The organism is Flavobacterium hungaricum (assembly GCF_015182285.1).
GTDB lineage: Bacteria > Bacteroidota > Bacteroidia > Flavobacteriales > Flavobacteriaceae > Flavobacterium > Flavobacterium hungaricum.
Genome location: NZ_PRDM01000004.1, coordinates 442,091 through 466,077, shown reverse-complemented (window position 1 = coordinate 466,077; position 23,987 = coordinate 442,091). Strand labels below are relative to the sequence as shown.

27 protein-coding genes are annotated in these 23,987 nt (G+C 33.5%); 9 read left to right on the top strand and 18 right to left on the bottom strand.

Going from position 1 to position 23,987, the window contains the following annotated elements:
• Positions 1–40: 40 nt before the first annotated feature.
• Entirely contained in the window at positions 41–604 is a 564-nt protein-coding gene (locus C4F50_RS18215; RefSeq protein ID WP_194140077.1) for an outer membrane beta-barrel protein, read from the bottom strand.
• A 174-nt stretch (positions 605–778) separates the two neighbouring features.
• Here C4F50_RS18215 and C4F50_RS18210 point away from each other — a divergent pair, with 174 nt between their 5' ends.
• From C4F50_RS18210 to C4F50_RS18190, 5 genes are all read left to right on the top strand, one after another.
• Positions 779–1,183, top strand: a complete 405-nt coding sequence (locus C4F50_RS18210; protein WP_194140076.1) for a GNAT family N-acetyltransferase — start codon at positions 779–781, stop codon at positions 1,181–1,183.
• Between the two features lie 155 nt (positions 1,184–1,338).
• Positions 1,339–1,719 (top strand): hypothetical protein, encoded by a 381-nt coding sequence (locus C4F50_RS18205; protein WP_194140075.1) that lies wholly within the window; start codon positions 1,339–1,341, stop codon positions 1,717–1,719.
• A gap of 169 nt (positions 1,720–1,888) precedes the next feature.
• The gene (locus C4F50_RS18200; RefSeq protein WP_194140074.1) at positions 1,889–2,971 is read left to right on the top strand and encodes an efflux RND transporter periplasmic adaptor subunit; all 1,083 of its coding nucleotides are present in this window, start codon (positions 1,889–1,891) and stop codon (positions 2,969–2,971) included.
• Between the two features lie 108 nt (positions 2,972–3,079).
• Positions 3,080–6,247: an efflux RND transporter permease subunit gene (locus C4F50_RS18195; protein ID WP_194140073.1), complete on the top strand. Its 3,168-nt coding sequence runs from the start codon at positions 3,080–3,082 to the stop codon at positions 6,245–6,247.
• Positions 6,240–7,685, top strand: a complete 1,446-nt coding sequence (locus tag C4F50_RS18190) for a TolC family protein (protein WP_194140072.1) — start codon at positions 6,240–6,242, stop codon at positions 7,683–7,685. Before C4F50_RS18195 ends, C4F50_RS18190 begins: the two co-directional genes overlap by 8 nt.
• A gap of 211 nt (positions 7,686–7,896) precedes the next feature.
• Here the strand turns inward: C4F50_RS18190 and C4F50_RS18185 are convergent, their stop codons facing one another.
• The gene (locus tag C4F50_RS18185) at positions 7,897–9,522 is read right to left on the bottom strand and encodes a tetratricopeptide repeat-containing sensor histidine kinase (protein WP_348537018.1); all 1,626 of its coding nucleotides are present in this window, start codon (positions 9,520–9,522) and stop codon (positions 7,897–7,899) included.
• A 138-nt stretch (positions 9,523–9,660) separates the two neighbouring features.
• A complete protein-coding gene (locus C4F50_RS18180; protein WP_194140070.1) occupies positions 9,661–9,858 on the bottom strand; it encodes a hypothetical protein in 198 nt (65 codons plus the stop codon).
• Positions 9,859–10,435: 577 nt separating this feature from the next.
• Here C4F50_RS18180 and C4F50_RS18175 point away from each other — a divergent pair.
• Together C4F50_RS18175 and C4F50_RS18170 are read left to right on the top strand one after the other, a co-directional pair.
• Positions 10,436–11,068 (top strand): hypothetical protein, encoded by a 633-nt coding sequence (locus C4F50_RS18175; RefSeq protein ID WP_194140069.1) that lies wholly within the window; start codon positions 10,436–10,438, stop codon positions 11,066–11,068.
• A 344-nt stretch (positions 11,069–11,412) separates the two neighbouring features.
• Positions 11,413–11,778, top strand: coding sequence for a hypothetical protein (locus C4F50_RS18170; protein WP_194140068.1), 366 nt, complete (start codon positions 11,413–11,415; stop codon positions 11,776–11,778).
• A 115-nt stretch (positions 11,779–11,893) separates the two neighbouring features.
• Here the strand turns inward: C4F50_RS18170 and C4F50_RS18165 are convergent, their stop codons facing one another.
• The 15 genes from C4F50_RS18165 to C4F50_RS18095 form a co-directional block, all read right to left on the bottom strand.
• Complete coding sequence (locus C4F50_RS18165) at positions 11,894–13,246, bottom strand: GH1 family beta-glucosidase (RefSeq protein ID WP_194140067.1); 1,353 nt, start codon at positions 13,244–13,246, stop codon at positions 11,894–11,896.
• 211 nt (positions 13,247–13,457) lie between these two features.
• On the bottom strand, positions 13,458–13,667 hold the full coding sequence (locus tag C4F50_RS18160) for a hypothetical protein (RefSeq protein WP_194140066.1): 210 nt from the start codon (positions 13,665–13,667) through the stop codon (positions 13,458–13,460).
• A gap of 8 nt (positions 13,668–13,675) precedes the next feature.
• Positions 13,676–14,089, bottom strand: coding sequence for a hypothetical protein (locus C4F50_RS18155; RefSeq protein WP_194140065.1), 414 nt, complete (start codon positions 14,087–14,089; stop codon positions 13,676–13,678).
• An 82-nt stretch (positions 14,090–14,171) separates the two neighbouring features.
• Positions 14,172–15,236: a type I restriction endonuclease gene (locus tag C4F50_RS18150; protein ID WP_194140064.1), complete on the bottom strand. Its 1,065-nt coding sequence runs from the start codon at positions 15,234–15,236 to the stop codon at positions 14,172–14,174.
• 33 nt (positions 15,237–15,269) lie between these two features.
• Entirely contained in the window at positions 15,270–15,548 is a 279-nt protein-coding gene (gene yidD / locus C4F50_RS18145) for a membrane protein insertion efficiency factor YidD (protein WP_194140063.1), read from the bottom strand.
• Entirely contained in the window at positions 15,545–15,778 is a 234-nt protein-coding gene (locus C4F50_RS18140) for a hypothetical protein (RefSeq protein ID WP_194140062.1), read from the bottom strand. The genes yidD and C4F50_RS18140 overlap by 4 nt, the downstream gene beginning before the upstream one ends.
• Positions 15,779–15,968: 190 nt before the next feature.
• The gene (locus tag C4F50_RS18135) at positions 15,969–16,868 is read right to left on the bottom strand and encodes a hypothetical protein (protein WP_194140061.1); all 900 of its coding nucleotides are present in this window, start codon (positions 16,866–16,868) and stop codon (positions 15,969–15,971) included.
• A 4-nt stretch (positions 16,869–16,872) separates the two neighbouring features.
• Positions 16,873–18,141, bottom strand: coding sequence for an ABC transporter permease (locus C4F50_RS18130; protein WP_194140060.1), 1,269 nt, complete (start codon positions 18,139–18,141; stop codon positions 16,873–16,875).
• A 3-nt stretch (positions 18,142–18,144) separates the two neighbouring features.
• Positions 18,145–18,540 carry a tellurite resistance TerB family protein gene (locus C4F50_RS18125; RefSeq protein WP_194140059.1) on the bottom strand — a complete coding sequence of 132 codons (396 nt, stop codon included), beginning with the start codon at positions 18,538–18,540 and terminating at the stop codon, positions 18,145–18,147.
• A gap of 12 nt (positions 18,541–18,552) precedes the next feature.
• The gene (locus tag C4F50_RS18120) at positions 18,553–18,885 is read right to left on the bottom strand and encodes an excalibur calcium-binding domain-containing protein (protein ID WP_228012078.1); all 333 of its coding nucleotides are present in this window, start codon (positions 18,883–18,885) and stop codon (positions 18,553–18,555) included.
• Positions 18,886–18,890: 5 nt separating this feature from the next.
• On the bottom strand, positions 18,891–19,136 hold the full coding sequence (locus C4F50_RS18115; protein WP_194140058.1) for a DUF4236 domain-containing protein: 246 nt from the start codon (positions 19,134–19,136) through the stop codon (positions 18,891–18,893).
• Entirely contained in the window at positions 19,121–19,327 is a 207-nt protein-coding gene (locus C4F50_RS18110; protein ID WP_194140057.1) for a hypothetical protein, read from the bottom strand. The genes C4F50_RS18115 and C4F50_RS18110 overlap by 16 nt, the downstream gene beginning before the upstream one ends.
• A gap of 154 nt (positions 19,328–19,481) precedes the next feature.
• Positions 19,482–20,150, bottom strand: a complete 669-nt coding sequence (locus C4F50_RS18105) for a response regulator (protein WP_194140056.1) — start codon at positions 20,148–20,150, stop codon at positions 19,482–19,484.
• A gap of 6 nt (positions 20,151–20,156) precedes the next feature.
• The gene (locus C4F50_RS18100; RefSeq protein WP_348537017.1) at positions 20,157–21,914 is read right to left on the bottom strand and encodes a tetratricopeptide repeat-containing sensor histidine kinase; all 1,758 of its coding nucleotides are present in this window, start codon (positions 21,912–21,914) and stop codon (positions 20,157–20,159) included.
• A gap of 11 nt (positions 21,915–21,925) precedes the next feature.
• Complete coding sequence (locus tag C4F50_RS18095) at positions 21,926–22,105, bottom strand: hypothetical protein (RefSeq protein ID WP_194140055.1); 180 nt, start codon at positions 22,103–22,105, stop codon at positions 21,926–21,928.
• A gap of 333 nt (positions 22,106–22,438) precedes the next feature.
• Here C4F50_RS18095 and C4F50_RS18090 point away from each other — a divergent pair, with 333 nt between their 5' ends.
• Together C4F50_RS18090 and C4F50_RS18085 are read left to right on the top strand one after the other, a co-directional pair.
• A complete protein-coding gene (locus C4F50_RS18090; RefSeq protein ID WP_194140054.1) occupies positions 22,439–23,386 on the top strand; it encodes a hypothetical protein in 948 nt (315 codons plus the stop codon).
• A 127-nt stretch (positions 23,387–23,513) separates the two neighbouring features.
• A complete protein-coding gene (locus tag C4F50_RS18085) occupies positions 23,514–23,930 on the top strand; it encodes a lipocalin family protein (protein ID WP_194140053.1) in 417 nt (138 codons plus the stop codon).
• Positions 23,931–23,987: the final 57 nt, after the last annotated feature.

The window sequence follows — 23,987 nt, the reverse complement described above, 5'->3', positions numbered from 1 at the left end:
AAAGGGAGTCGTAAGATTCCCTTTTTTTATGAAGCTCTGTTTATAAAAACTTAAATCCTAGCGATAGATTAGTTACACCTGTTTTTACTTCTCTGTCAGAACTATCAATGTCAGTAAGTCCAGCAAGGTACCTTACGTCAAACGTAAACCTCCAGACATCAACGCCGACACCGCCAAGAACACTGTGATTATTCTTTTCTAATGGAATAGTGTTTAAACTGTTGCTCGTTTTTATATCCGAATAATTTTTCCAATTATACCCCACAAAAAGACGGACATTACCTGCTTTTCCTAATGGTAATAATTTATATCCGGCAATAAGAGAAGCATCTGTTCCTGCGAGTTCAAATTCGGTTTCACCAATATTATTTTGATAAACGCTGAAATTAGATTTTGCATAACCAAATTCGCCTTGAGCATAAAAAAGAAGCAGATTGACACGCGCAAAAGCGGCAAAACCAATTCCGGTATTGGTATGATCTGAGCTGAAATTATCTGTTCTTACAGAAGTAATATTGGTAGAGAGCTGTGGTCCGATCTGTATCAATTGTGCAGATCCATTAGCACAAATAAATAAGAAAACTGCTAAAACGAATTTTTTCATAACGTATTTGTTTGTTTTTTACTACATAAAAATAGTCATAATTGCTTTAAAATGAATGATTTGACTTATTTATTTTTCTTTGATTTTTTGTAAAGCATTTTGCTCTCATATGTTTTTAGGTTTTCTTATTAATAGTAAAATGCATTATTTTTGGCAGAATTAAAGAATAGAAAAATGGAAATAAAAGCAATTAACTCATCCGAAACCTGGCAGATTCGACATGAAGTAATGTGGCCCGATATGCCTTTTGAATTTGTGCAATTAGAAGAAGATCAATCAGGATTTCATTTTGGTGTTTTTATAGAACAAAAATTGGTTTCAATCGTTTCCTGTTTTATTTCTGGTGAAGAAATGCAATTTAGAAAATTAGCAACTTTAGAGTCTTTTCAAGGAAGAGGAATTGCTACAAGTTTATTGCAGTTTATTTTAAACTTTGCTAAAGATAAAGGCATTAAAAAAGTGTGGTGCAATGCCCGAAAAAGCAAAAGTGAGTTCTATAAAAAGTTCGGAATGGTACCCAATAATGAGGTTTTTACAAAAGAGGGAGTCGAATTCATAATCATGTCAGTTTGGTTGTAAGTATTTGATATGTAGTTACTTGTTTTTATTTTGTAGTTTTTTATTCACAAAGTAAAAACTAAGGTGCTGTCTGAAAACGTTTTCGTTTCTGCTGCATGTTAAGACTTTCTTATTTTATTTTTTTTATTCTAATCTTTTATTACTTTCGCACCCAAATGAGAAAGTTAATCCTATTTTTAGTATTCATGAATATGCTTCTGCTCGGCGGAGGCCAATATCTGAATGCAAATACTTTTGGCGCTTCTCACCACCACAATTTTGAACACAAACATCGCGTAAAATTTACCAGCCAAGACCGAGGCTCTTCTATAATTGAAGATGCTGATGTTGATATTGAAGAAGATCTTCTGGGAAGCGATGATGTTAAAACTCTTACGAATAAGTCTTTTGCCTATTCGTACAGTTTGGTAGACATTTTGTATCTGGCACTTTCAGATCAGTCTGCAGCGAATGATTCTAATCGCTTTAAAATTTCTCTGCCTTTTTCAGGGCATTCAAATCCTTTATACATTACTCAAAGAGTATTAAGAATTTGATTTACAAGAAAACATCGGTTGCCAAATGGTGATCCTGCTTATCTTGTGATTTGTTTTTTTACTTCTCCTTATAGGATAATTAAGGGTCTTACTTTAGGCTTTCTGATGCATTTAACATCCAAGGAATTTTCATTCCAAGCATTCAATCGCTTAATTTCCAAACTAAATCATGAGAAAAATTGTTTTATTCACAGGCTTAATCGCCTTGGTGTGCTTGACTAGTTGTACATCTAAAAAAGAAGAAAAAGAAGAAGTTGAAAAATTTACCGTTACCAATCCGGTTAAAATTGACACTTCGTTTACCAAAGATTATGTTTCCCAAATAAGATCTGTTCGAAATATCGAAATCCGTGCTCAGGAAAAAGGTTTTCTACAAAATATCTACGTCGATGAAGGCCAGTATGTAAAAGCCGGACAATTGCTGTTCAGAATCATGCCCAATATGTATCAATCTGAATTGCTGAAAGCACAGGCTGAACAAAAATCTGCAGAAATCGAATTGCAGAATTCTAAATTGCTGGCAGACAAAAATATCGTTTCCAGAAATGAATTAAGTGTTGCTCAGGCCAAATTACAATCTGCAAAAGCCGAAGTTTCTTTGGCAAAACTTCATTTGTCTTTCACAGAAATTAGAGCTCCGTTTGACGGAACAATTGACCGCATTCCTTTAAAACTGGGAAGCTTAATTGACGAAGGCGAATTATTGACAAGCCTTTCAGACAACAGTCAGATGTTTGCTTATTTCAACGTTTCTGAACCAGAATACCTGCAGTACGAAACTAATATCAAAGACCGCGCAGATAACAAAGTGGCGCTGGTATTGGCAAATGGTGATATTTTTAAAGAAAAAGGAAATGTAGAAGTTATTGAAAGTGAATTTAATAACGAAACCGGAAATATTGCTTTCAGAGCGCGATTCCCAAATCCAGGTAAATTACTTAGAAACGGAGAAACGGGACAAGTTCAAATGAATGTTCCGCTTAAAAATGCTGTTGTGATTCCACAAAAAGCGACTTACGAAATTCAGGATAAAAAATATGTTTTTGTGATCGATAAAAACAACAAAGTAACTTCAAGAGAAATCACCATTACGGGTGAAATTCCTGATTTATTCGTGATCAAAAGCGGTATTACAGAAAATGATAAAATCTTGCTGGAAGGAGTTCAGAAAGTTAAAGAAAACGATCAGATTAAATTTGATTACGAATCTCCTAAAGAGGTAATGAATCATTTACGCTTAAAAGCAGAGTAAATGAAGTATTCAGTTATCAGTTTTAAGTATTCAGTAAAATGATGCACTTAAAATTTTACTGACTGCGTATTGATTTCCATTTAATTTAATCATTTAAAAAATATTAAAATGTTTAATAAATTTATTCAAAGACCTGTTCTTTCGATAGTAATATCGCTGATCATTGTCTTTTTAGGGGTGTTATCGGTATTAAGTCTGCCTATCACACAATTCCCTACAATTTCGCCGCCTATGGTGAATGTTACCGCAGATTATCCGGGATCTAACGGAGAATTGATGGTAAAAGCGGTTGTTATTCCTTTAGAAAGAGCCTTAAACGGTGTTCCTGGAATGAAATATATGGCTTCTGATGCCGGAAATGATGGTGAAGCAACAATAAAAGTGGTCTTTAACTTAGGTACAGATCCTAATCAAGCCGCTATTAATGTTCAGAACCGTGTGGCTTCGGTTACCAATAAACTTCCTCCATTAGTAATTAGAGAAGGGATCAAAATTACCCGAGAAGTACCGAGTATGTTGATGTACGTAAACCTTTACAGTACAGACAAAAATACAGACATGAAGTTCTTGTATAACTATGCCGATATCAACGTTCTTTCTGAATTAAAAAGGGTAAATGGTATTGGTTCTGGAGATATTTTAGGAACACGTGAATATGCCATGCGTATCTGGTTGAAACCAGACCGTATGCTGGCTTATAAAATTTCTGCTGATGAAATAATGGAAGCATTATCAAGTCAGAGTTTGGAGGCTTCTCCGGGTAAAACGGGAGAAAGTTCTGGTAAACGTTCTCAGGCATTTGAGTATGTATTGAAATATTCTGGACGTTTTACTACAAAAGAACAATATGAGAATATTGTGGTAAAAGCAAATCCAAACGGAGAACTTTTGCGTTTGAAAGATGTTGCTAAAGTTGAATTTGGAAGCTCGATGTACGATATCTATTCTAATTTGAATGGAAGACCATCTGCAGCTATCGTATTAAAACAATCGTTTGGAAGTAATGCCAACCAGGTTATCGAAGAAGTTAAGGCTAAATTGGAAAAAATCAAACAAAGATTTCCAAAAGGAATGGATTACGAAATTTCGTATGACGTTTCTAAATTCTTGGATGCTTCTATCGAAAAAGTAATTCATACTTTGGTTGAAGCTTTTATTCTGGTAGGTTTAGTAGTATTCCTTTTCTTAGGAGACTGGCGTTCTACGGTTATTCCGGCAATTGCGGTTCCGGTTTCTTTGGTGGGAACATTTGTCTTCATGACATTCTTTGATATTTCATTGAACTTAATTACACTATTTGCTTTAGTACTTGCAATTGGGGTCGTAGTCGATGATGCGATTGTAGTTATCGAAGCCGTTCACGCTAAGATGGAAGAAGAACATCTCTCGCCGTTTAAAGCTACTAAAAAAGCAATGCATGAAATCGCGGGGGCAATTATTGCGATTACTTTCTTGATGGCGGCAGTATTTATTCCTGTTGCTTTTATGTCTGGTCCTGTTGGAGTATTCTACAGACAGTTCTCTGTGACTATGGCAACTGCAATTATTCTTTCGGGTATTGTGGCTTTAACTTTAACGCCGGCACTTTGTGCGATGATGCTTAAAAACAATCATGGTAAACCTAAAAAGAAAACCCCTGTAAACATGTTTATAGATGGTTTTAACAACAAGTTTAATCTTGCTCAGGGCAAATATCAAAATCTGTTAGGTAAAATCGTTAATAGGAGAGCAGTTACTGTTGTGGCTCTTTTGGTATTCTGTGCCGGGACTTGGTTGATAAGCAGTTCTGTTCCTTCTGGATTTATTCCGAATGAGGATCAGGGAATGTTTTATGCTGTTATCCAGACACCTCCAGGATCATCATTAGAAAGAACAAACAACATTGCAGAGCGACTGCAAAAAATTGCCGAAGGTGTAGATGGGGTAAAATCTGTTTCTTCGTTAGCGGGTTATGAAATTCTGTCTGAGGGTACTGGTGCCAATTCTGGAACTTGTTTGGTCAATCTTAAGGATTGGAGTGATAGAAAGCATTCTGTTATCGAAATCATGAAGGAATTAGAAGAAAAATCTAAAGACATTGCTGGAGCCAATATCGAATTCTTTCAACCGCCTGCCGTTCCTGGTTATGGTGCAGCCGGAGGATTTGAACTTCGTTTGCTGGATAAAACAGGTACTGTAGATTACAAAAGAACAGAACAGGTAAACAATGATTTTGTGGCAGAATTGAACAAACAGCCAGAATTATCAAACGTATTTAGTTTTTACAGCTCGAGTTTCCCGCAATACATGATGAAAGTCGACAATGATCTGGCACAGCAAAAAGGCGTTTCTATAGAAAATGCAATGAATACTTTGTCCACTCTTGTTGGTAGTAACTACGAGATTAGTTTTATTAAATTCGGGATCAACTATAAAGTAATCGTTCAGGCTTCTCCAGAATATCGTGCGCAGCCAGATGATATTTTAAAATTGTATGTGAAAAACGATCGTGATGAAATGGTGCCTTTTTCTGCTTTCATGAAATTAGAAAAAGTATACGGACTTTCAGAAATTACGCGTCACAATATGTACACTTCTACGCAAATTAGTGGTTCTGCTGCGCCGGGTTACAGTTCTGGTACTGCAATTAAAGTCATTCAAGAAGTGGCAGCCAAAAAATTACCAAGAGGATATGATATTGACTGGGCTGGTATTTCTGCCGATGAGGTAGCACAGGGAAATCAGGCAATTTGGGTATTCCTGATCTGTTTAGGATTTGTTTATTTGGTTTTGGCTGCACAGTACGAAAGTTTTATTCTGCCATTATCCGTAATTCTTTCATTGCCGGCAGGTATTTTTGGAGCTTTCCTTTTATTAAAATTAACGGGATTAGAAAACAATATTTACGCTCAGGTTGCCATGGTAATGCTTATCGGATTATTAGGTAAAAATGCCGTACTGATTGTCGAATTTGCGATTCAAAGACATGCCGCTGGAAAATCAGTGTTAGATGCTGCAATGGAAGGAGCAAAAGAACGTTTCCGTCCGATCCTGATGACTTCATTTGCTTTTATCGCCGGATTATTGCCGCTGGCATTTGCAACAGGTCCAGGTAAAATCGGTAACAGAACGATTGGTACTGCAGCAGCCGGCGGTATGCTTGTAGGAACCATTTGCGGTGTATTTGTAATTCCGGGCTTGTACTACATCTTTGCCAAAATTGCTGAAAAACACAAATTGGTAAAACATGAAGAAGAAAATCCATTAACAGAAGAAATCGACAATAATCATGTATAAAGTTAGATTATACCAATATAGTGTCGCATTAGGACTTTGTCTTGCTGTAACGGGCTGTAAAGCTCCTGCGGCAGAGACCAATACCAATGCATTGAGTGCTGCAGTTCCGCAAGATTTTGGAACACTAAAAAGTCAGGACACAACCAATACAGCAACGCTGCAATGGAAAGAATTTTTTAAAGATCAGAACCTAAACGAATTGATCGATACAGCGTTAAAAAACAATCAGGAGCTGAACATGACTTTGCAGGAAATTGAAATTGCAAAAAATGATATTCGAGTTCGAAAAGGATTGTTGCTTCCTACTGCCGGAATTCGTGCTGGTGCAGGAGTTGAAAAAGTAGGACGTTATACAAGTCAAGGTGCAGGTGATGCAACGACAGAAATTAAACCGGGTGTAGAAACGCCAGATCCGCTTGGAGATTTTACAATTGCCGCTTACGCGAATTGGGAAGTAGATATCTGGAAAAAACTGCGTAATTCTAAAAAAGCAGCCGTAAACCGTTATCTAGCAACTGTTGAAGGAAAAAATTTCGTAATTACGAATCTAATTGCAGAGATTGCAGATTCGTATTATGAATTATTGGCTTTAGACACGCAGCTGGATATTGTAAAACAAACCATTACGCTGCAAAGCAATGCATTAGAAATTGTAAAAGTACAAAAGCAGGCAGCTAGAGCGACTGAGCTTGGAGTTAAAAAATTCGAAGCCGAAGTTTTAACTTCTAAAAGTTTAGAGTTTGCTATTTTACAGCAGATTAAAGAAAACGAAAACAAAATCAATTTTTTGTTAGGACGTTATCCGCAGGAAATAAAAAGAACACACAACGATTTCTTGGCTATGCTGCCAGCTGCAGTTAATTCGGGTATTCCATCACAATTATTGATGAACCGTCCAGATGTTAAGCAGGCCGAATTAGAATTGGTTGCTGCAAAATTAGATGTAAAAGTGGCTCGTGCAGAGTTTTATCCTTCATTGGATATTTCTGCTGCAGTTGGAGTTCAGGCTTTTAAACCTTCTTATTTGTTGACCATGCCAGAATCACTTTTATATTCTCTTGCTGGAGAGTTAGTAGCGCCTTTGATCAATAGAAATGCCATTAAAGCAGAATTTTCTAGCGCGAACGCAAGACAGCTTCAAGCTTTATACAATTATGATAAAACGATTTTGAATGCTTATTTAGAAGTTTCAACACAGCTTTCTAAAATAGAAAACCTGCAGAAAGGGTATGATTTAAAATCAAAACAAGTTGAGGCTTTAAATACTTCAATTGATGTTTCTAATGATTTGTTTAAATCGGCACGTGTAGATTATTTCGAAGTTTTGATGACACAGAGAGATGCATTAGAAGCAAAACTAGAATTAGTGGATACTAAAAAAGAACAGTTAAATGCTGCAGTCCATGTTTATAGAGACTTGGGCGGCGGATGGAAATAATTTTGCCTGTTAATTTGTAGTGAAAAGCCTTTTGAGAGTAAAATCTTGAAAGGCTTTTTTATAAAGTAATTTCCAGAGATCTTTAATTTTGAATTTAAGCGCAGAGTTTTTTAATCTTTTTAAACAAAACTCAAAGCTTTGCAAACGCTGCGTAATTCTTAGTGCACTTTGCGTTTAAAATAACTAAGCCTTTAAAAACTGAAAAGCTTTTTTATTTAGGCAGCACTATTTTTGCTTTGAAACCTTTATTTATTTCAGTTTCAAAAGAAATATGCCCATTAACAGCCTGAACACGGCTTTCCATGTTTTTAAGACCGCTTTTTGCAAGATTGGTTGTTTCGCAGCCTTTTCCGTTATCCGTGTAGTTTATTAAGACAGCGTTTGGAGTGTTTTCAAATTTTATTGCAGCAAGACTGGCCTTACTATGTTTTTTCATGTTTACCATGAGTTCCTGCAAAATTCTACTGATGGTAATTTTTTTAATATCATCAATAGTTTCCCATTCAATACTTTCGATATTACTAATCAAAACATTTTGTTCGTTGGTGCTGTAAGCCGAGAGCATTTCCTTGATGTTGTTAGTAAAATCTGCACCGGTTTCAATACTGTTGTTTTCTTTAGAAATTCCCCTCACGCGAGAATAAATATCATCCAATTTCTGGAGCAGGTTTTCTTTTGTGTTTTCGGCGGCCAACGGTTGGGATTCCGTAAAAGCAATCACGTTGTAAACATCGTTTGCCAATTCGTCGTGAATTTTTTTAGCAATACGCGTTTCCGTTTCGTACGAAGTTTTGACTTTGATGGCCTTATTTTTATTTCTAAAATAACGGATTAAAATGGTTATTAAAATCACTAAAAAGACAAAAATAATTGCAAAAACGATGCGCTGGTATTTTGCTTTTTGTAAGGATAACAAGTTTTCTGCTTTTTCCAGACGCAGTTTTTCATTTTCGTCTTTTTCTTTTTTAGCATCGTATTTTATTTTAGCCGACTTATTTTTAAAGTTATTTCGAACCTTAATAATACTGTCGTTTAAGGTAAAATACCTTTGCGTGTATGCAGGCGTTTTAGTAGTATTATCATTAGAAATTAAAATTTGAAGTGCTTCCAGTCTTTCATCAACACTATTTAATCGGGTTGCGATTTTATATGCTTCCATCGCATGTTCATCAGATTTTTGAGGGTCTTTTTTAGAATAATAATCAGCTAAGTGCAAATAACTCTCAATACTTCCATAGATATCTTTGTTTTCTTTTCTTTTTAAGAGAGCTTCACTCATTAAACGAAATCCTTTTTCTTCTACTCCTTTTTTAAAATAAGCGTAACCTAAGTTGTCAAGATCTCTTGATTTGTCAAACGATATGGATTTGCTGTAGAATAGTTTATTTTTTAAAATTGACTCTAAAATAGCAATTGTCTTATCATATTTTTTCTGAAAGATATAGACTGTTCCAATATTACTCATGGGGGCAGATTTTCCAATAGGGTCTGTATAATCTTTTATTGATTCTTTATAGTAAAAAATAGCATCATCATAAAGTCCTAACTCTTTATCGGCAATTCCCATTATATTATATATGTCAGCTGTATAGCCATTTCTTTTTTTAAAAAGAGGCAAAGCTTCAGTTAGAGTTTCTTTGCTACCGTAATAGTCTCCGTTAACCTGTTGTATACAAGCAGTTTGTATGAGTATGTATCCTATGTTAGCACTATCTTTTAAAACTTCATATAGTTTTTTGGATTTGTTGAACTGATAAAAGGCAGTATTGTAATTTTGTTTTTTTAAATTTTCAATTGCTTTATTACGTAATGCGAGGGCTTCTTTTCTTACAGGCACTTCATTAAGATTTACGGTCTCTTTTTCCTGACAGGAAAAAAGAAAAAGGAAAAGAATAAAAAGAAAAATCGGGGACCGTAACATACAAGTTTACTTTCCCCGAAAATAGTAATTTATTAGATACTAAAAACATATTTTTTAGTCATCTGTTGGCGGTGGAGTATTACCACCAACACCACCTTTATCACCAGGACCATCACCATCAGCATATCCAGATTTTAAAGGCTTGATATCTTTTTTAGTTTCCGTTTTTACAGGAGTCTCGTACTCATCAGGAGTACAAGAAAATATGGTAAATAACAACGCAAAAGCGCTTATAAGTAATAATTTTTTCATTTTTATTGATTTAGAAATTAGACATAGGTATTGCTGTCCGGATCGAGATCCAGAAATTTATTGGCGGCAATACCAATTGATTGAGGGAAGTGATATGTGTAGACTGTAAGATGTTATTTATACTTCCCGAATAAACTCGATCTTACGGCTTTCCACATTGATAATTAGAACTAGTTTTCTATTTTTGTTTTAGTCTGCAGACAAAACTTGAACTAATTTCTATGGCAAAGAAAAGGCGCTTTGAGGGCATTGTAGATGAGGAATTCCCAGAATTCCCGTGTTTTCCTGAGATTCCCGTGAATTCCCATGAATTCCCAATAAAGCGAAAATGCAATGCTTATTTTTTTTATTAATTGTTTATTTAATTCGAAACAAACCTATATTATAATAGATGCAATAAGTCTGGAAAAAGTTGGCTGCGATCTATTAAAAAAACATAGGAATAATATAGAATTTGGAATAAAAATTGAAAGGACTGGTAAGGCTTAATTGTAGAAGTCGAAAGTAAAGGCATAGAAAAAATATTTGAGTGAAAAATAAAATTACAGAGTCAAAAGAAGTTCCTAAAAAAGGTAAAATGAATAATACATTAGAAGAATATAAAAAGGCAATTAAAATTAAATACGAGACCGAAAAAGAGGGAGCGTATTTTGATTTTTTATACAGTCCTTCGCGCGGAAAACTCCGCGATTTATGCTGGCTTATTTTCGAAAATAATCCGAGTCGAGACGATTTAAATATTTTTAAAACGTTATTTGGTCTTGACTTTGATTATGCTCAAAAAAATAAGTTTAAAGAGCAGAAAGATAAATTCAGGCCCATTGAAACTTTCTTTAAAGGCGAAACCGATCCGTCGAATATTGACGCGATTAATCTTGCAGCAGTTCTGGTCGATTTTCAGCCGCGACCTTTTAAAAAATTTGTAGAAAAATGCAGAATCATTGAACCAAAAGAAATGGAACCTGCAGTTGGGCCAATAGGCGAAGCTGAACTAAAGAATGAGATCATAGAGGATGAGGATTTTGTGGATAATAAAAAGAAAGAGTCAAAAGAGCCTCCTAAATTGGAAGATCTCTTTTTAGATTTTAAAGATTTATTTTCTAAAGAAAAAATTCAGAAAGTCTATCCTAAGAAAGTAATTACGGCTGCAATTGGGGTTGTCGCTGCAGTGTCTTCTGTCTGTTTGAATTTTGTACAGAAAAAAGAATAAGTGAATGAAGAGCATTTTGAAAATTAAAATGCTTTAATAGATAAAAAAAATGATTTTTTAAGAAGTAATTCTGGAAATAAAATAGGTAGTTTTTCGGCATATATTTACTGTTATTTACACTATAAAGATAAGAAAAAAAATCGGCTAAACCTATTGTAAATCACTGAAATGACTGAATTTTAAGGTTGTTTTTTGAATTTTTTTTTTTCTGAAAAACTGTTCCGTTAACTGCTATATTTTGAGACCTTTAAAGGATGTTTTTTTAGAAATTTCAAATGCTTATATTTATAAAACATTAAAATCGATTTTGATTTACAATAACCATCAGTTTTAAAATATTTTTTATGAAAAAACTTATACTTCTTTTAATTGTTTTATGCTTTTTGGGCTGCAAAAAATATGTGGTAGCGTTTGAACAGCCAACCAATAGCAAACTAGACAATTTAAAGCTCGAAATACTTTTGGATAAAGAGAAAGTTCAAGAGATTAACTTAAAAGCTACCAATGCACTGCCTGCCTACGAGAAAGCCGAACTTTCAATTTCAGACGACGGAAAACATCTTTTGCAGGTTAAAGCAAAAGATACAACCTTTAGTTACGAAATAGAGTATCCTAAAGAAAAATACATTATGGTTACGGCCCATTTAAAACAAAATGGAAAAATTCATGTTGGAATTTTAAAACAGTCTTATCCGTTTAGATTTAAGTAGTTGAATTCTAATGTCGTTGATTTAACCGCAAAGTTCGCAAAGCTGTATAAATAAAGCTTTGCGAACTTTGCGAACGCCTTAGCGCCCTTTGCACTAAAATTCAAGGTAAATTATTCTAAGACAAAAAATCCTTAAACCATAATCCAGAATGTTTAATGGTTCTTTTTTGGGTTTCAAAATCAACATGAATCAATCCGAATCGGGCGTTGTAGCCTTCTGCCCATTCAAAGTTATCGGTTAAACTCCAGACAAAATAACCATCAACGTTTAATCCGTCATTTTTGGCTTTTAAAATTTGTTCCAGATGATCTTGGATAAAGTGGGTTCTTTTGATATCGTATACTTTTCCGTTTGAAACAGTATCAGGAAAAGCAGCGCCATTTTCGGTAATGATAATCTTTTTAATTCCTTGATATTCGTTAAATTTCTTCAAAACATGGTAAAGTGCAGGCGGATATACTTCCCAGCCCATATCGGTCGAAATTACATTTCTTTTCTCAGCACTTACCAATTCAGCGCCAATGTAGGGCGTTAGCAGCGAATATTTTACTACTTCTCGAGTATAACATTGCAGGCCTATAAAATCAAAATCAAACGCCAGATTATCAAGATCGTCTTCGCGAATATAATTATTGAGTTTTTTGAGAACCGGAAGATCTTTCTGCGGATAACCCAATCCTAAAATCGGTTCAATGAAAGTACGGTTCAGTAAAGTATCAACTCGTTTTGCAGCTTCAATATCTTTAGAACTTTCTGTTGCGGGCTCAATGTGTGTGCAGGAAAAAGTAGTTCCGATATTGGCATCAGGTATTCTATTTCGTAGTATTTTGGCGCCCGCAGCCGTTGCCAGCGTAACATGATGCATGGCTTTTAGGTAATTGGTAATTCCTTTTTTGCCTGGAGCATGAATACCAAGAAAGTAACCGGCTCCAGTAAATACAGAAGGTTCGTTAATTACCATCCAGTTTTTGACACGATCTCCAAAATATTGAGCACAAACTTCGACATAATCAGAAAACCATTTTACAGAATCGCGATTTGTCCAGCCGCCTTTAACTTCTAGAGCGTGGGGTAAATCCCAATGATACAGTGTGATCCAAGGTTCAATACCCGAAGCAAGAAGCGAGTCAATAATTTTGTTGTAATATTCTATTCCCGCCTGATTTAAGGGATGAATTCCTGTCGGCATAATTCTCGACCAGCTTATCGAAAACCTGAAATTAGGAATATTTAAATCGCGAATTAAGTTAATATCGGATTGGTAAGAGTTGTAGAAATCGCAGGCGATGGCAGCATGATGACCGTTTTTTATTTTTCCTTTTTGAGAAGTAAAGACATCCCAAATAGACGAACCTTTTCCGTCAGCATCATGAGCACCTTCAATTTGGAAAGCAGCGGTTGAAACACCCCACAAGAAATCTTGTCCAAACTGATCTTTGTTCAAAAATGAGTTTTCAATTTTATTCATTCAAATGTACTTTCCGTATTTAATTTGTGATTCATTAATGAAGGAAAGAAGATTGCATAGCTCTTAAAAAAAGCCATTCTTTGAATGATACTAGAAATTTTAGGTTAAAGAATTTCATAACGATTAGTTTTATATCAAATTAATAAAACTAATGTGAATTTATTGTAAAGTGATTATTATCAAATAATTAAAAATAACAGATGGAAAGATTTTAGTCTTCCCATCCGCAAAGTGTTAAGCCAAGTCCCTGTGCTTTTTTGATCGTTGTTTTTACAGTTTCACTACGGCAGCTCGATAAGCCGCGGCAGTTTTCTTTATAGTGATATTTTTTTGCTCCGGCAGAACCGCAAATGTAAACGTTCGTTTCAGGCGGATGAAATGAGGTTAAAAAAACAAAAAGTAAGAGCAGCGTATGTTTCATTATATGTTTTATTTGACAATTAAATTGTATTGATTTCCTTTTTTATCAACGGCTTTTAATTTTCCGTACGAGACCCATTCTGTATTAATTTCGATTTCGGCCACGGTATCTCCGGTCAAAATTCCGGCGCCGTATTTTCCCTGTACATTAATATTCCCGCAAACCGAATCGCCTTTTTCATTAATTCCTTTTACATCGTAATTGTATTCGTAGTTTCCTGGATTTCCGGTTCGGTATTCGTATTGATATGTTTTATTGACATGATACGTTTTAGCCTCTTCCGGTGTAATGGTTTTACGGTCGTCCGCTGTGACAGCGGTTTTGTAAAACGAATTTACTTGCGGTAACGGAGGAGGGGCAGAAGACTTTTCGCAGGAATAAAATGAAAATAATAAAAGTAAGATGAGGTAGTTTTTTGACATAGGCGGTTGTGGTATTAGGTTAGCTTATAAAAATCTAGGATGTGATAAATCTAAATAGAATTCGGTATTTTAAAATGAGTACTTATACCTGAATTTGCTCTTCATAAACTTCGATTGTTTCTAATAATTCTTTTTCGAATTGATAAATATCATCAATAGAAGAAATAGGCAGCTTTACCTCTGTTTTGTTATCGTTAAAAAGACTGATGTATTTTTTACTTCCGTTGAGGTGAAGTCTTGTAAGCGGTTTTCGATTATTATCATCTAAAAGGATTCCGAAATACGATTGAGTATCACGATATACAATGCGTTTTATGGGAATCTTTCTTCGTAGAATAGCAACCACTATCCTATAACCTTCCAATTCTTCTTCTGTAGTTACAATTTTATTATCGTCTTCAACAACTTCAATTTGTTCGTCTTGCTGTTTAATCGTTTCTTTGGAAAGCGCCGCATTTAAACGATCATTGATTTTTTCGCTGATAAATTGATTTAATGATTTTTGAACCAAATCTTTAAATTCATCAACCACTTTTTCAGTCAATCTTCCGGTGTAAACTTTATTAGCAAAAAACTTTGTAAAATCATTAGATGGATTTTCAAGTTCTGTATTTATCTGCTTTTTAATTTCTTTGATGAATTTTAGCGAACTGGCATTGCTTACAATATTTTCAACATTAAAATTAGACTTATGAAACTTTGTAATTTCATTGATCGTATTTTCTTTCAGATTCGTAATATCAAATTCTAAAAATGGTTTTTCGTCCATTTTATTTTGTGCGTCCAGATCAGTAAAAAACTGATAAGTTATTCCGTTTGTCAAAAGTGCAAATCGTGTTTTGGTAACATGAAAATAACGGAATAACTGAGAGTTATGAACCGTAAGTTTTTCTTTCCAGCTTTTGCACTCTACAATTATGATAGGTTCTCCATTTTGAAAAATGGCATAATCTACTTTTTCTCCTTTTTTCAGTCCCAAATCGGCTGTAAATTCTGGAACGACTTCCAGTGGATTAAAAGCATCGTAGCCTAAAACATGAATGAACGGAAGTACAAAAGCGTGTTTGGTTGATTCTTCGGTTTCAATTCTGTCTTTTAGCTGATTTATTTTTTCTGCTAATGATTTTAGTTGAATTGCGGTTTCCATAGTATGATATTTTTTGGATTTATTTATTGTTTATCAAATAAGTCTTTCGGCGATTTCTTCCTCATTAATAATAATCTGCGAAGGAAGGATCATCTGAATCTTATTGTCAATAGGATTCTGGAAAATTGAAAAATTTCCTCTGCAATTTTTATATCTAAACTGAAATGCTTTTAATCCTTTTATAAAACCTTCCTTTTGAGTTGTTTCAAAAACATAATTCGAACAGGATTTTTTAAAAATGCATTTTTTTCTGCTAGATTGAGGAATTAAAAACCAATACAAACGAATGGTTATTAAGATGAAAAATTTCATTTTTTTTGAAAAACAACCATTTGATTATTTGTTGTGTAACCTGGTTTGGCTCCAAATCCAAAACATCCGTTATCAGCATGAACAAATGTTGATACGCTCTCTAAACTCACATATTCCCAGCCTATATTGGTGTAAGTTTTTATTAAACTTTCAAGTTGTTCAGCAACATGATTTGAAGTTCCTTTTTTAGGATCGATTGAAGCTACGAATGGGACTACTTTATATTCCATATTTTTTAGTTTTACTTAGCATTTGAATTAATTATAACCCAAAAGTAAAACCTATCAAAACCAGTATTTTATGGAAATCCGTAATAGGTTGCAATATTTTTAAAAGAAGTTTTTCTGAGGCGGGTTTAAACAGAAAAAAGAGGACAATGAAGTTCCTCTTTAAACAAGTAGATTTTGCTTTTTTTTTTTTTTAATCTTTTTGTAAAATAAAATCTTTGATGATTTTATCCATGTTTGACGGCAGGTCGGCATTTTTAATTTCGAAATGTTTTATTCTCATTTCAGAGAGCCATTTATTCCAATATGCTTTAATTACCTTTTCTTCAAACGGATTATTTTTGTTAGGATTTATTCCTAAAACTAAAACCTCAAGATTTGATAAGTCAGCGTCGATTTTAATGAAACCAAAATTTCCTGAATCAAATTTTTTCTCCCAATCATTGGTATTTAAGCCATTTTGTTTGATTAAGGGAGGTGTTAAATAAGTGGATAAATTTCCTTCTTTGATTTGTGTTCCGTCATAAAACATATAACCGTCAGTCAAAATAATCAGGACATTTCTAAAACCTTTTTCAATACATTGATCTTTTACCTTATTGTCGAAAAAGTTCCATATATCAGAACCGATATATTTATCATCTTTAATTGCAGATTCATAAATAGATGCGGTTTTTGAAGAATAGGTCTCATTTATAGAATTTAATAATTCTTTTGAAGCATTATTTTTATCAACTGTAATTCGCAATTGTTTTGAAATTGAATTGATTGCAGCATTTTCAGGTTCAGGATTAAAGAATAATTGCATTTTGTCGTCGATCTGTCTCATTCTTTTCGATTTTAAGTGCTGGGTAAAAGCTTCAGAAACCGATTTTATATATCCTAAATCCCTTTGATAAATTTCCATAGTTGGGTTTGGATTTTTTTTGAGACTTATTCGATCCGATAAATCAATTAGAATGCTGATATTATAGTTTTCGGAAACAGAACTTTTAACGGCAGTTTCTTTTTCTTCATTTTTTGATTCTTCCTTACACGAAAAAAATAAAATCAATAATAAAGGCATTGTGATTCTTAGTATATTTTTTTTCATAGCATTAGTTTTTAAAATATACTAAATGTTGAAAATCGGGATCCACCAAATTCAGTCTTCCAAGATGTTCTTCGGATAAATTTTCGCAGCTTTCCAATAGTTCCACTTTCTCTTTATGTGGTAAAGCAATTTCTGTATTAATCGCCTGAAACCATCCTTCTTTGTATTGATGATGATAATGCAGATATTCTTTTACAGGAAAAACAAAACCATCTATTTTTAATTGTAGTTCAGATATTTTGCCATTTATAGTGACAATCTGTTCTTTAAAAGTATTTATTTTATTGGCATATTCTGTTTTAAGTTTTTCAAGGTTAAGTATGTTTTCTTTTTTACCTCTAATAAAAGCTCTTATTTTATCAATGTTTTCGAATTCTTTCATTACAAAATCAAATACAAGGCCCCAGATTATGTAGACTACAAAACCAGCAAAAATGATCATCCAGAATTCAGGTTCCCCCAGAGCGATGTTTAAATTGTACGGTAAAGAATCGGTTGTTTTGTTAAATTCATATATTTTTTTCTCAATAATATAAGCCAAAAGAGAATCGAATAAAAAGGTAATGGCAAAAAGCGCGATAAGACTGAAAATATTTTTAATTCCTTTTCCTTTTTGCACCATATGAATTACATAGCCTAATCCCATAAAAACAAACGGAATTGTGACGACCAAAACACCTTCGAGCCAGCTGGCTTTAAAAGCATTGGTAAAAGCATCGGCATCAAAAATGGCTGCGGTTAAACTGTCATTTGAAAATTCTTTGAAAAAAGCAGAGTAAGAGGCAGAAATGTAAAAAACTAAAACATAAAGGGTAATAGGAAGTAATAGAATTAAACCAATGTAAAATTGCGCCTTAAGACCTTTTCCTTCTTCAATTCCGTATTTGTCAGGATTGCGTTTTACTTCGATGATTTCGTTTTTAATTTGACCGATATTATCATCAATATCCTGTTCTTTTTTCTCGTAAATACCAATCGCTGCTTCAGATTTTTTAAGTTCAGTTCTGTTTTTTTCCTGTTCTTCGCGATAAGGTTGTTTCAGTTTATCTTGTTCCATTTTTTGTTTTCGGCACTGGTCTTCAAAACTCATATATAAATTTTGCAGGCACGCTTTTAAAACAATTGGTTTTCCGGTCGCTTTGACAGATGCGGCAAAACCGCTTTGATAATAAGTAATCCTAATTTGTTCTCTGTCTTCTTCATTGTCTTCTATAACTCTAATAGAAGAATCATCAGCCTTTTTTAGACTGAATAATTGTGAAAGTGTTTTCATAGTTTATGCGTTTAGTTGACTAATAATTTCTTCTTTCCCAATGTTTTGCTGCACACAATCTATAAGATAATCAGACAAATCATTGATGTTTTCTTCCATAAAATCGAATTTTCGACAATATTTTCTAAGCATATTAAGCTCGTCATCAGTAACTTTTCCGTCAGCCCAAATAATTCTGGTAAGATCGTATAAGTATTCAATTTTTGTATTCAAAGCTTCTGGAACTATGAATTCTGTGTTTACAGGATTTGAGAAAAGTTTATCAAGTTCCTCTTTTGGAATTCCTCTCTCGTCTGCAAAATGATACAGCATCTGTAATTCTAATACATCAAAGTGATCGTCTGATAAGGCCATTTGATATAATCGTAAGAAATGGCTTTTAAGTTCTAATGTTATCATAGTTTTGGGGTGTTATTTTAAACTTTCGCATACAATTCCGTCTCCATCTGCATCCAGATTTTTATAGCAGCTTTTATTACTGTTGTATGCGGCTTGTGCCTGTGCTCTTGTTGCAAAATCGCCACAAGTTTTAGTAGGGCAGTTTGATCCTGAATTTGATCCTGAAGTAATTTCTTCTGAACCTCCAGATTCTGAGCATGAAATTGTTGAGATGAATGTCATAAAAGCCAAAATTAAAAGCATGCATCCGCTGTTTTTCTTTGAAAAAGATCTAGATCTGTTGTTGGCATAATGACCTTGAACGTAGGTTCCGTCTTTTCTGTAATATCCTTTTCGATATCCCATAATTATTAAAGTTTAAGTGTATAAATTAAAAATGTTAGAAATCCTGTAAATACAATTAGAACAAGACAACCGCTGTTTTGGTATCGAACTCCTGGAATACCTGTTCTGGTAGAATAGCCGTTTTTACTAAAGGTGCCTATCTTTGTCCTAAAACTTGGAGAGATACCAGATTTGCTGATGTTTAATCCGAGTCCGCCTCCAAGTTTGACTCTTTTTTGAAATCGAAAGCCCATAACTAAGTTGTATGACAATCGTTACAACAAGTTTTACATCCATTTGATTTGGAGTAAGTTTTTTTTGCTTGATCTACTGCAGATTTACAGTTAGAATAAAGACCAAGATATTTTTTACTTACGATACTGTCAAAATAGCGGCAATCATCAGTATGAACTTCATGATCGCTGTTTGACTGAGCGGTGTTGTTGACATAATAATGTTTCATGATTTTAAGGTTTTTTTAATTAGATTTTTGTTTTTAATAATCCAAAAGTAGAACCAATCAAAACCAGTATATTACGGAAAACCATAATTTGCAGCTTAAAACAAGAAATAAAAAAAGCCCCCGAAGGAGCTTTAAGTAATAGATTTTGAATGGATTAAATAATCCCCATATCTTTTGTAATTGAAACCAGATGAACGGTGTTATTGGCTTTAAAAAAGTCTTTGAGTTTAGACAATCTTTTTTCTACAGCACTTTTACTATTAGGTTTTACATCTGAACTTTTGAATATTTCGATAATTTCATCCTGCGAAGTTCCGTCAGACAAATATTTTAGGATTTTAATATCAACATCATCAATTTCGTAATTGTTTTTTTCGTGTAAAGCTGAAGCGATTTCGGGAGAAATAAATTTCTCGTTTGAGGTAGAAAGTACCTGAATGGCTTTTTTCAAGTCAACAATACTGTTTCTGCCTTTTAATACAAAAGCATCAATTTCGGAATTTTCAAAAAGGGATTTAATGCGGGGATTTTTATCTTCGATAGAATAAGCAATGATTTTTAGATTGGGCTGTATCTCACGAACTTTTTGAATTAGTTCGTCGCCGCTGCCAATTTTTACCTCTCGATGATCTTTTTTAAAAGATAAATCACTAATTAATAAATCATAGGGTTGATTATCTTGAAGAGCTCTTTTTATTTTTGTTAAGGCATCATCACAATATTTCGCATGTTGAAAATCAACAATATTCAAATCATTTAAAGTTTGCTTGACTGCTAAATTGAATTCTTCAAAATCTTCTGCTAAAATTACTTTTTTAAACATAGGCTTTTATTTAGGCATTGTTATTTTTACTTTAAAACCTTTGTTAGGTTCAGTGTCAAAAGTAATAGTTCCTTTTACAGCCGAAATACGGTTTTCCATATTTTGCAAACCATTTTTTGTAATTTTTGATTCTTCGCAGCCTTTTCCGTTATCTGTATAGTTTATAGATATGATATTGGCCAGGCTTTCGAACTTTAATGCTGCAAGAGAAGCTTCACTGTGTTTTTTCATGTTGACCATTAATTCGTGCAGTACACGCTGAATGGCAATCTTTTTTAGATCTTCCACAGCTTCCCAATTTACTTTTTCGATACCATTAATAATAACATTGGTTTGGCTGTTGTTGTAAGTAGAAAGCATTTCTTTTAAATTATTCTGATAATTGGGGCCAGTGTTGATGTCATTATTTTCTCGAGAAATGTCGCGAACACGAGAATAAATGTCGTCCAATTTTTGCAGCAGGTTTTCTTTGCTGCTTTCATTGGTTAAAGGCTGGGTTTGAGTATAGGTAATTGCATGAAAAACATCATTGGCTAGCCCATCATGAATATCTTTTGCAATGCGGGTTTCTGTGTCGTATGCTGTTTTTATTTCTACAAGACGCGTTTTGTGTTTATAGCGTTTTCTTAAATAAATGCCCAAAGTTACAAGAGAAATTAATGTTACAATGATAGTGGCAAACAAAATGACTTTGTCTTTTTCAGCTTCTTTAAGAGCGACCAAATTTTCAGCTCTTTCTAAACGAAGTTTTTCATTTTCATCTTTTTCCTTCTTAGAGTCGTATTTAATTTTGGCAAATTTGTTTTTATAATTATTTCTAATCTTGATTATGCTGTCATTTAAAAAAGCAAATTTTTGAGCATATTGAGTATTATTTGAGATCTTTTCATTTGTCATTAAAAAAGATAAAGCTTCTAAGCGCTCATCTATACTGCGTAGTTTTGTTGCTGTTTCGTATGCATTTAAGGCGTATTTTTTCGATTTTTGAGGTTCACGAGCAGCATAATATTCAGATAAATGCAGATTACTTTCAATACTTCCGTAATCTTCAGTAATTCCGTTTCTTGGTTCTAGGCTTTTTTGCATTAGCAAAAGCCCTTTTTCATTTAATCCTTTTTTATACAAAGCATAACCCAAATTATCCATAATTCGTGCTTTACTATTTTCAGAATTTGGACCAGATGTTTTTATTTTTAAAATAGAATCAAAAATGGTTATTGCTTTATCATATTTGTTTTGCAACATATATACAACAGCAATATTGTTTAGATTACGTTCTTTGTTTGAATAATCAGGGTGCTCTTTTATTGATTCTTTATAATAATTAATTGCATCCTCATAATTAGATAATTCTTTATCCGCAATTCCAAAAAGACTATTTATTGTGGCACTATAAACATCTTTTTTTGTGATAAAAGGAAGTGCTTCAGTCAGTGTTTCTTTACTTCCGTAATAATCACCGTTTATTTGCTGAATATAGGCCATTTGTGAAAGTACATAAACAATGTTGGCACTGTCTTTTAATTTTTCAAATAAGGATTTCGAAGTATTAAAATAGTAAAAAGCGTTATTGTATTTTTTCTCTTGATATTTTGCAATTGCTTTGTTCCTTACAGCGATCGCTTCTCTTTGTGCAATTGGATTTTTTATAGAAACGACTTTTTCATCTTTGCATGAAAAAAGTAGTAATGAAATAAATAAATAAAAAAACGAGGAACGCAGCATAATACTTACTTTCCCCGAAATTAGTGAATATTTATTCACAAAATAAAATATTATTCATCTTCTGGTGGCGGTGGCGGTATTGTTGGTAAATCACCAGGGCCGTCTGCATATGTTCGTGCGGCTTCTTTTTTAACTTCTTTTTTTATTGTAGTATCGTCTTCATCTGCGCTGCAAGAGAATAACATAGTTGTCAATAGGGTACAAGCTCCCCAAAATAATATCTTTTTCATTTTGAAATTTTTTAGATTGGTTATAGGCGTGCCTGTTCAGAACTATTCTGAATCATGTTTGGGCAATGCCATTTTTGGTGGGAAGTGAAGTGCGTAGAACAGTAAAATTTTCATTTATACTTCCCGGAATAAACTCCGTTTTACGGTTTTCCGCACTTTTAATTGAACTAGTTTAGTACTTTTGCTTAGACCTGCAGATCAAAGCGATAACTAATTTGTTGAGGCAAAGTAACGATGCTTTTGAGCCTGTACTCATAAGGAATTCCGGGAATTCCGACGAAGTTGAAGGAATCCGAAGAATTCCGAAAAAAACCTAAAAAATCCGATTAGATTATGCAGAACATTACTCAAGAAAAATTTAAAAAAGCGATTCGAGACAAATATGAAAGTGAAAGAAATGGAAAGAATTTTGAGTTTTTAAATAAACCATCACCAGCAAAACTTCGAGATTTGTGCTGGGATCTTTTTATGTCGGGAAAAAGTAAAGATGATTTAAATGTTTTTTCTAGTTTTTTTGGATGTGAATTTTCACCAGAAAACAAAAAGAAAGTATTTGACCAAACAGATAAGTTTAGGCCAATAGGTTTTTTTTATAAAGGAAAAACAGCAGATACTAATTATGCCGCTCTTGATATGGCGGCAATTTTGGTGGATTATGAACTAAGACCGTTTAATAAATTTAGAACGATTGGAACAACTGCTATAAAAGAGCAGGTAAAAGAGGTTGAGGTAAAACAGGAGGAAATAAAAGAAGAAGAAATAAAGAAAGAAGTTGAGGAAGTTGTTTTGGACAGTGCACAAGAAATGAATAACTTTTTTACTTCAAAGCCTGCAAATCATACAACAGAAAACCAGCAAGGAATTGTATCTGTACAGCAAACAGATATAATAGGTAAACGATTACCGAAGAAAATGAAATATGCATTAGTATTTGCAGCGCTATTGTTTGTAAGCGGTATAATTTACTTTGCATTGCCCCAAAAACATTGTATGCAATGGTCAGAAGATCATTATGAACTTGTAGATTGTGATTTGAAAGTAGAAGGATTTGCTGCTTCAAATCCGGTAGAACTTTTGGATGAAAGTTTAATAAATTTAAAAAAAATCAAGGTCTGCGATACCACCCAATATTTTGATAAAAACGGAAATGCAGTTATCTGGTATGCTAAAACAGCTAATGGAATTGATTTTTTTGACGGACACGGCAGGCATCCCGAAAGCAATAATTCATTAAGACCTGTTACTCAGTATATTATCAATAAATATGTGAAAAAGCCCTAAATTCCTTAGAAAACAGGCTTGTTTTTTGAAATATATGCGATTTATGTAAAATTCGAATTGTAATCATGAAATTTTGTGTAGGATTATACTCTTAATTTAGCAGTATAAATTTTTAACACATATAAACATGAAAACTAGAAAGATATTATTGGTATTAGCCTTAAGCTTGGGAGTATTTGCAACATCATGCAGTAATGACGATAATGAGGGAGAAACAATTATCCCACTACAAGGGAAATACAACCTAAGTCAAACAGGTTCAATTATTAACGGACAAGAAGTGTTGGTTAATGCACCTCAAAACGCAGAAGGGTGTAATAGAGATTATTTAGAGCTAAGATTAAGTAATACTGCAGTTATTGGAGATTACAACGGTTCTAACTGTGCTTTAACAGAAACTACAGGAACTTACGTAAGATCTCATAATGATTTAACATTAACTATTGGAGCTTTAAGTTCTACAAGTGATATTATGAATCTTACTAATAAAGAATTGAAAATTAAAGATAAAACGACTGGAATTATTACCGTTTACACGAGATAATTTACCGCTTTAATTGAAATTGTTTTTTTTAAGTTGAACTAAAAAAGGGCAGTAATT

Coding starts and splice junctions, on each gene's coding strand:
- C4F50_RS18170 (WP_194140068.1), top strand. CDS start 11,413: ATGAAAAAACTTATACTTCTTTTAATTGTTTTATGCTTTTTGGGCTGC.
- C4F50_RS18195 (WP_194140073.1), top strand. CDS start 3,080: ATGTTTAATAAATTTATTCAAAGACCTGTTCTTTCGATAGTAATATCG.
- C4F50_RS18205 (WP_194140075.1), top strand. CDS start 1,339: ATGAGAAAGTTAATCCTATTTTTAGTATTCATGAATATGCTTCTGCTC.
- C4F50_RS18090 (WP_194140054.1), top strand. CDS start 22,439: ATGCAGAACATTACTCAAGAAAAATTTAAAAAAGCGATTCGAGACAAA.
- C4F50_RS18125 (WP_194140059.1), bottom strand. CDS start 18,540: ATGATAACATTAGAACTTAAAAGCCATTTCTTACGATTATATCAAATG.
- C4F50_RS18140 (WP_194140062.1), bottom strand. CDS start 15,778: ATGGAATATAAAGTAGTCCCATTCGTAGCTTCAATCGATCCTAAAAAA.
- C4F50_RS18200 (WP_194140074.1), top strand. CDS start 1,889: ATGAGAAAAATTGTTTTATTCACAGGCTTAATCGCCTTGGTGTGCTTG.
- C4F50_RS18160 (WP_194140066.1), bottom strand. CDS start 13,667: ATGAAACATACGCTGCTCTTACTTTTTGTTTTTTTAACCTCATTTCAT.
- C4F50_RS18155 (WP_194140065.1), bottom strand. CDS start 14,089: ATGTCAAAAAACTACCTCATCTTACTTTTATTATTTTCATTTTATTCC.
- C4F50_RS18135 (WP_194140061.1), bottom strand. CDS start 16,868: ATGAAAAAAAATATACTAAGAATCACAATGCCTTTATTATTGATTTTA.
- C4F50_RS18085 (WP_194140053.1), top strand. CDS start 23,514: ATGAAAACTAGAAAGATATTATTGGTATTAGCCTTAAGCTTGGGAGTA.
- C4F50_RS18180 (WP_194140070.1), bottom strand. CDS start 9,858: ATGAAAAAATTATTACTTATAAGCGCTTTTGCGTTGTTATTTACCATA.
- C4F50_RS18105 (WP_194140056.1), bottom strand. CDS start 20,150: ATGTTTAAAAAAGTAATTTTAGCAGAAGATTTTGAAGAATTCAATTTA.
- C4F50_RS18110 (WP_194140057.1), bottom strand. CDS start 19,327: ATGAAACATTATTATGTCAACAACACCGCTCAGTCAAACAGCGATCAT.
- C4F50_RS18150 (WP_194140064.1), bottom strand. CDS start 15,236: ATGGAAACCGCAATTCAACTAAAATCATTAGCAGAAAAAATAAATCAG.
- yidD (WP_194140063.1), bottom strand. CDS start 15,548: ATGAAATTTTTCATCTTAATAACCATTCGTTTGTATTGGTTTTTAATT.
- C4F50_RS18190 (WP_194140072.1), top strand. CDS start 6,240: ATGTATAAAGTTAGATTATACCAATATAGTGTCGCATTAGGACTTTGT.
- C4F50_RS18165 (WP_194140067.1), bottom strand. CDS start 13,246: ATGAATAAAATTGAAAACTCATTTTTGAACAAAGATCAGTTTGGACAA.
- C4F50_RS18210 (WP_194140076.1), top strand. CDS start 779: ATGGAAATAAAAGCAATTAACTCATCCGAAACCTGGCAGATTCGACAT.
- C4F50_RS18095 (WP_194140055.1), bottom strand. CDS start 22,105: ATGAAAAAGATATTATTTTGGGGAGCTTGTACCCTATTGACAACTATG.
- C4F50_RS18130 (WP_194140060.1), bottom strand. CDS start 18,141: ATGAAAACACTTTCACAATTATTCAGTCTAAAAAAGGCTGATGATTCT.
- C4F50_RS18120 (WP_228012078.1), bottom strand. CDS start 18,885: ATGGGATATCGAAAAGGATATTACAGAAAAGACGGAACCTACGTTCAA.
- C4F50_RS18175 (WP_194140069.1), top strand. CDS start 10,436: ATGAATAATACATTAGAAGAATATAAAAAGGCAATTAAAATTAAATAC.
- C4F50_RS18215 (WP_194140077.1), bottom strand. CDS start 604: ATGAAAAAATTCGTTTTAGCAGTTTTCTTATTTATTTGTGCTAATGGA.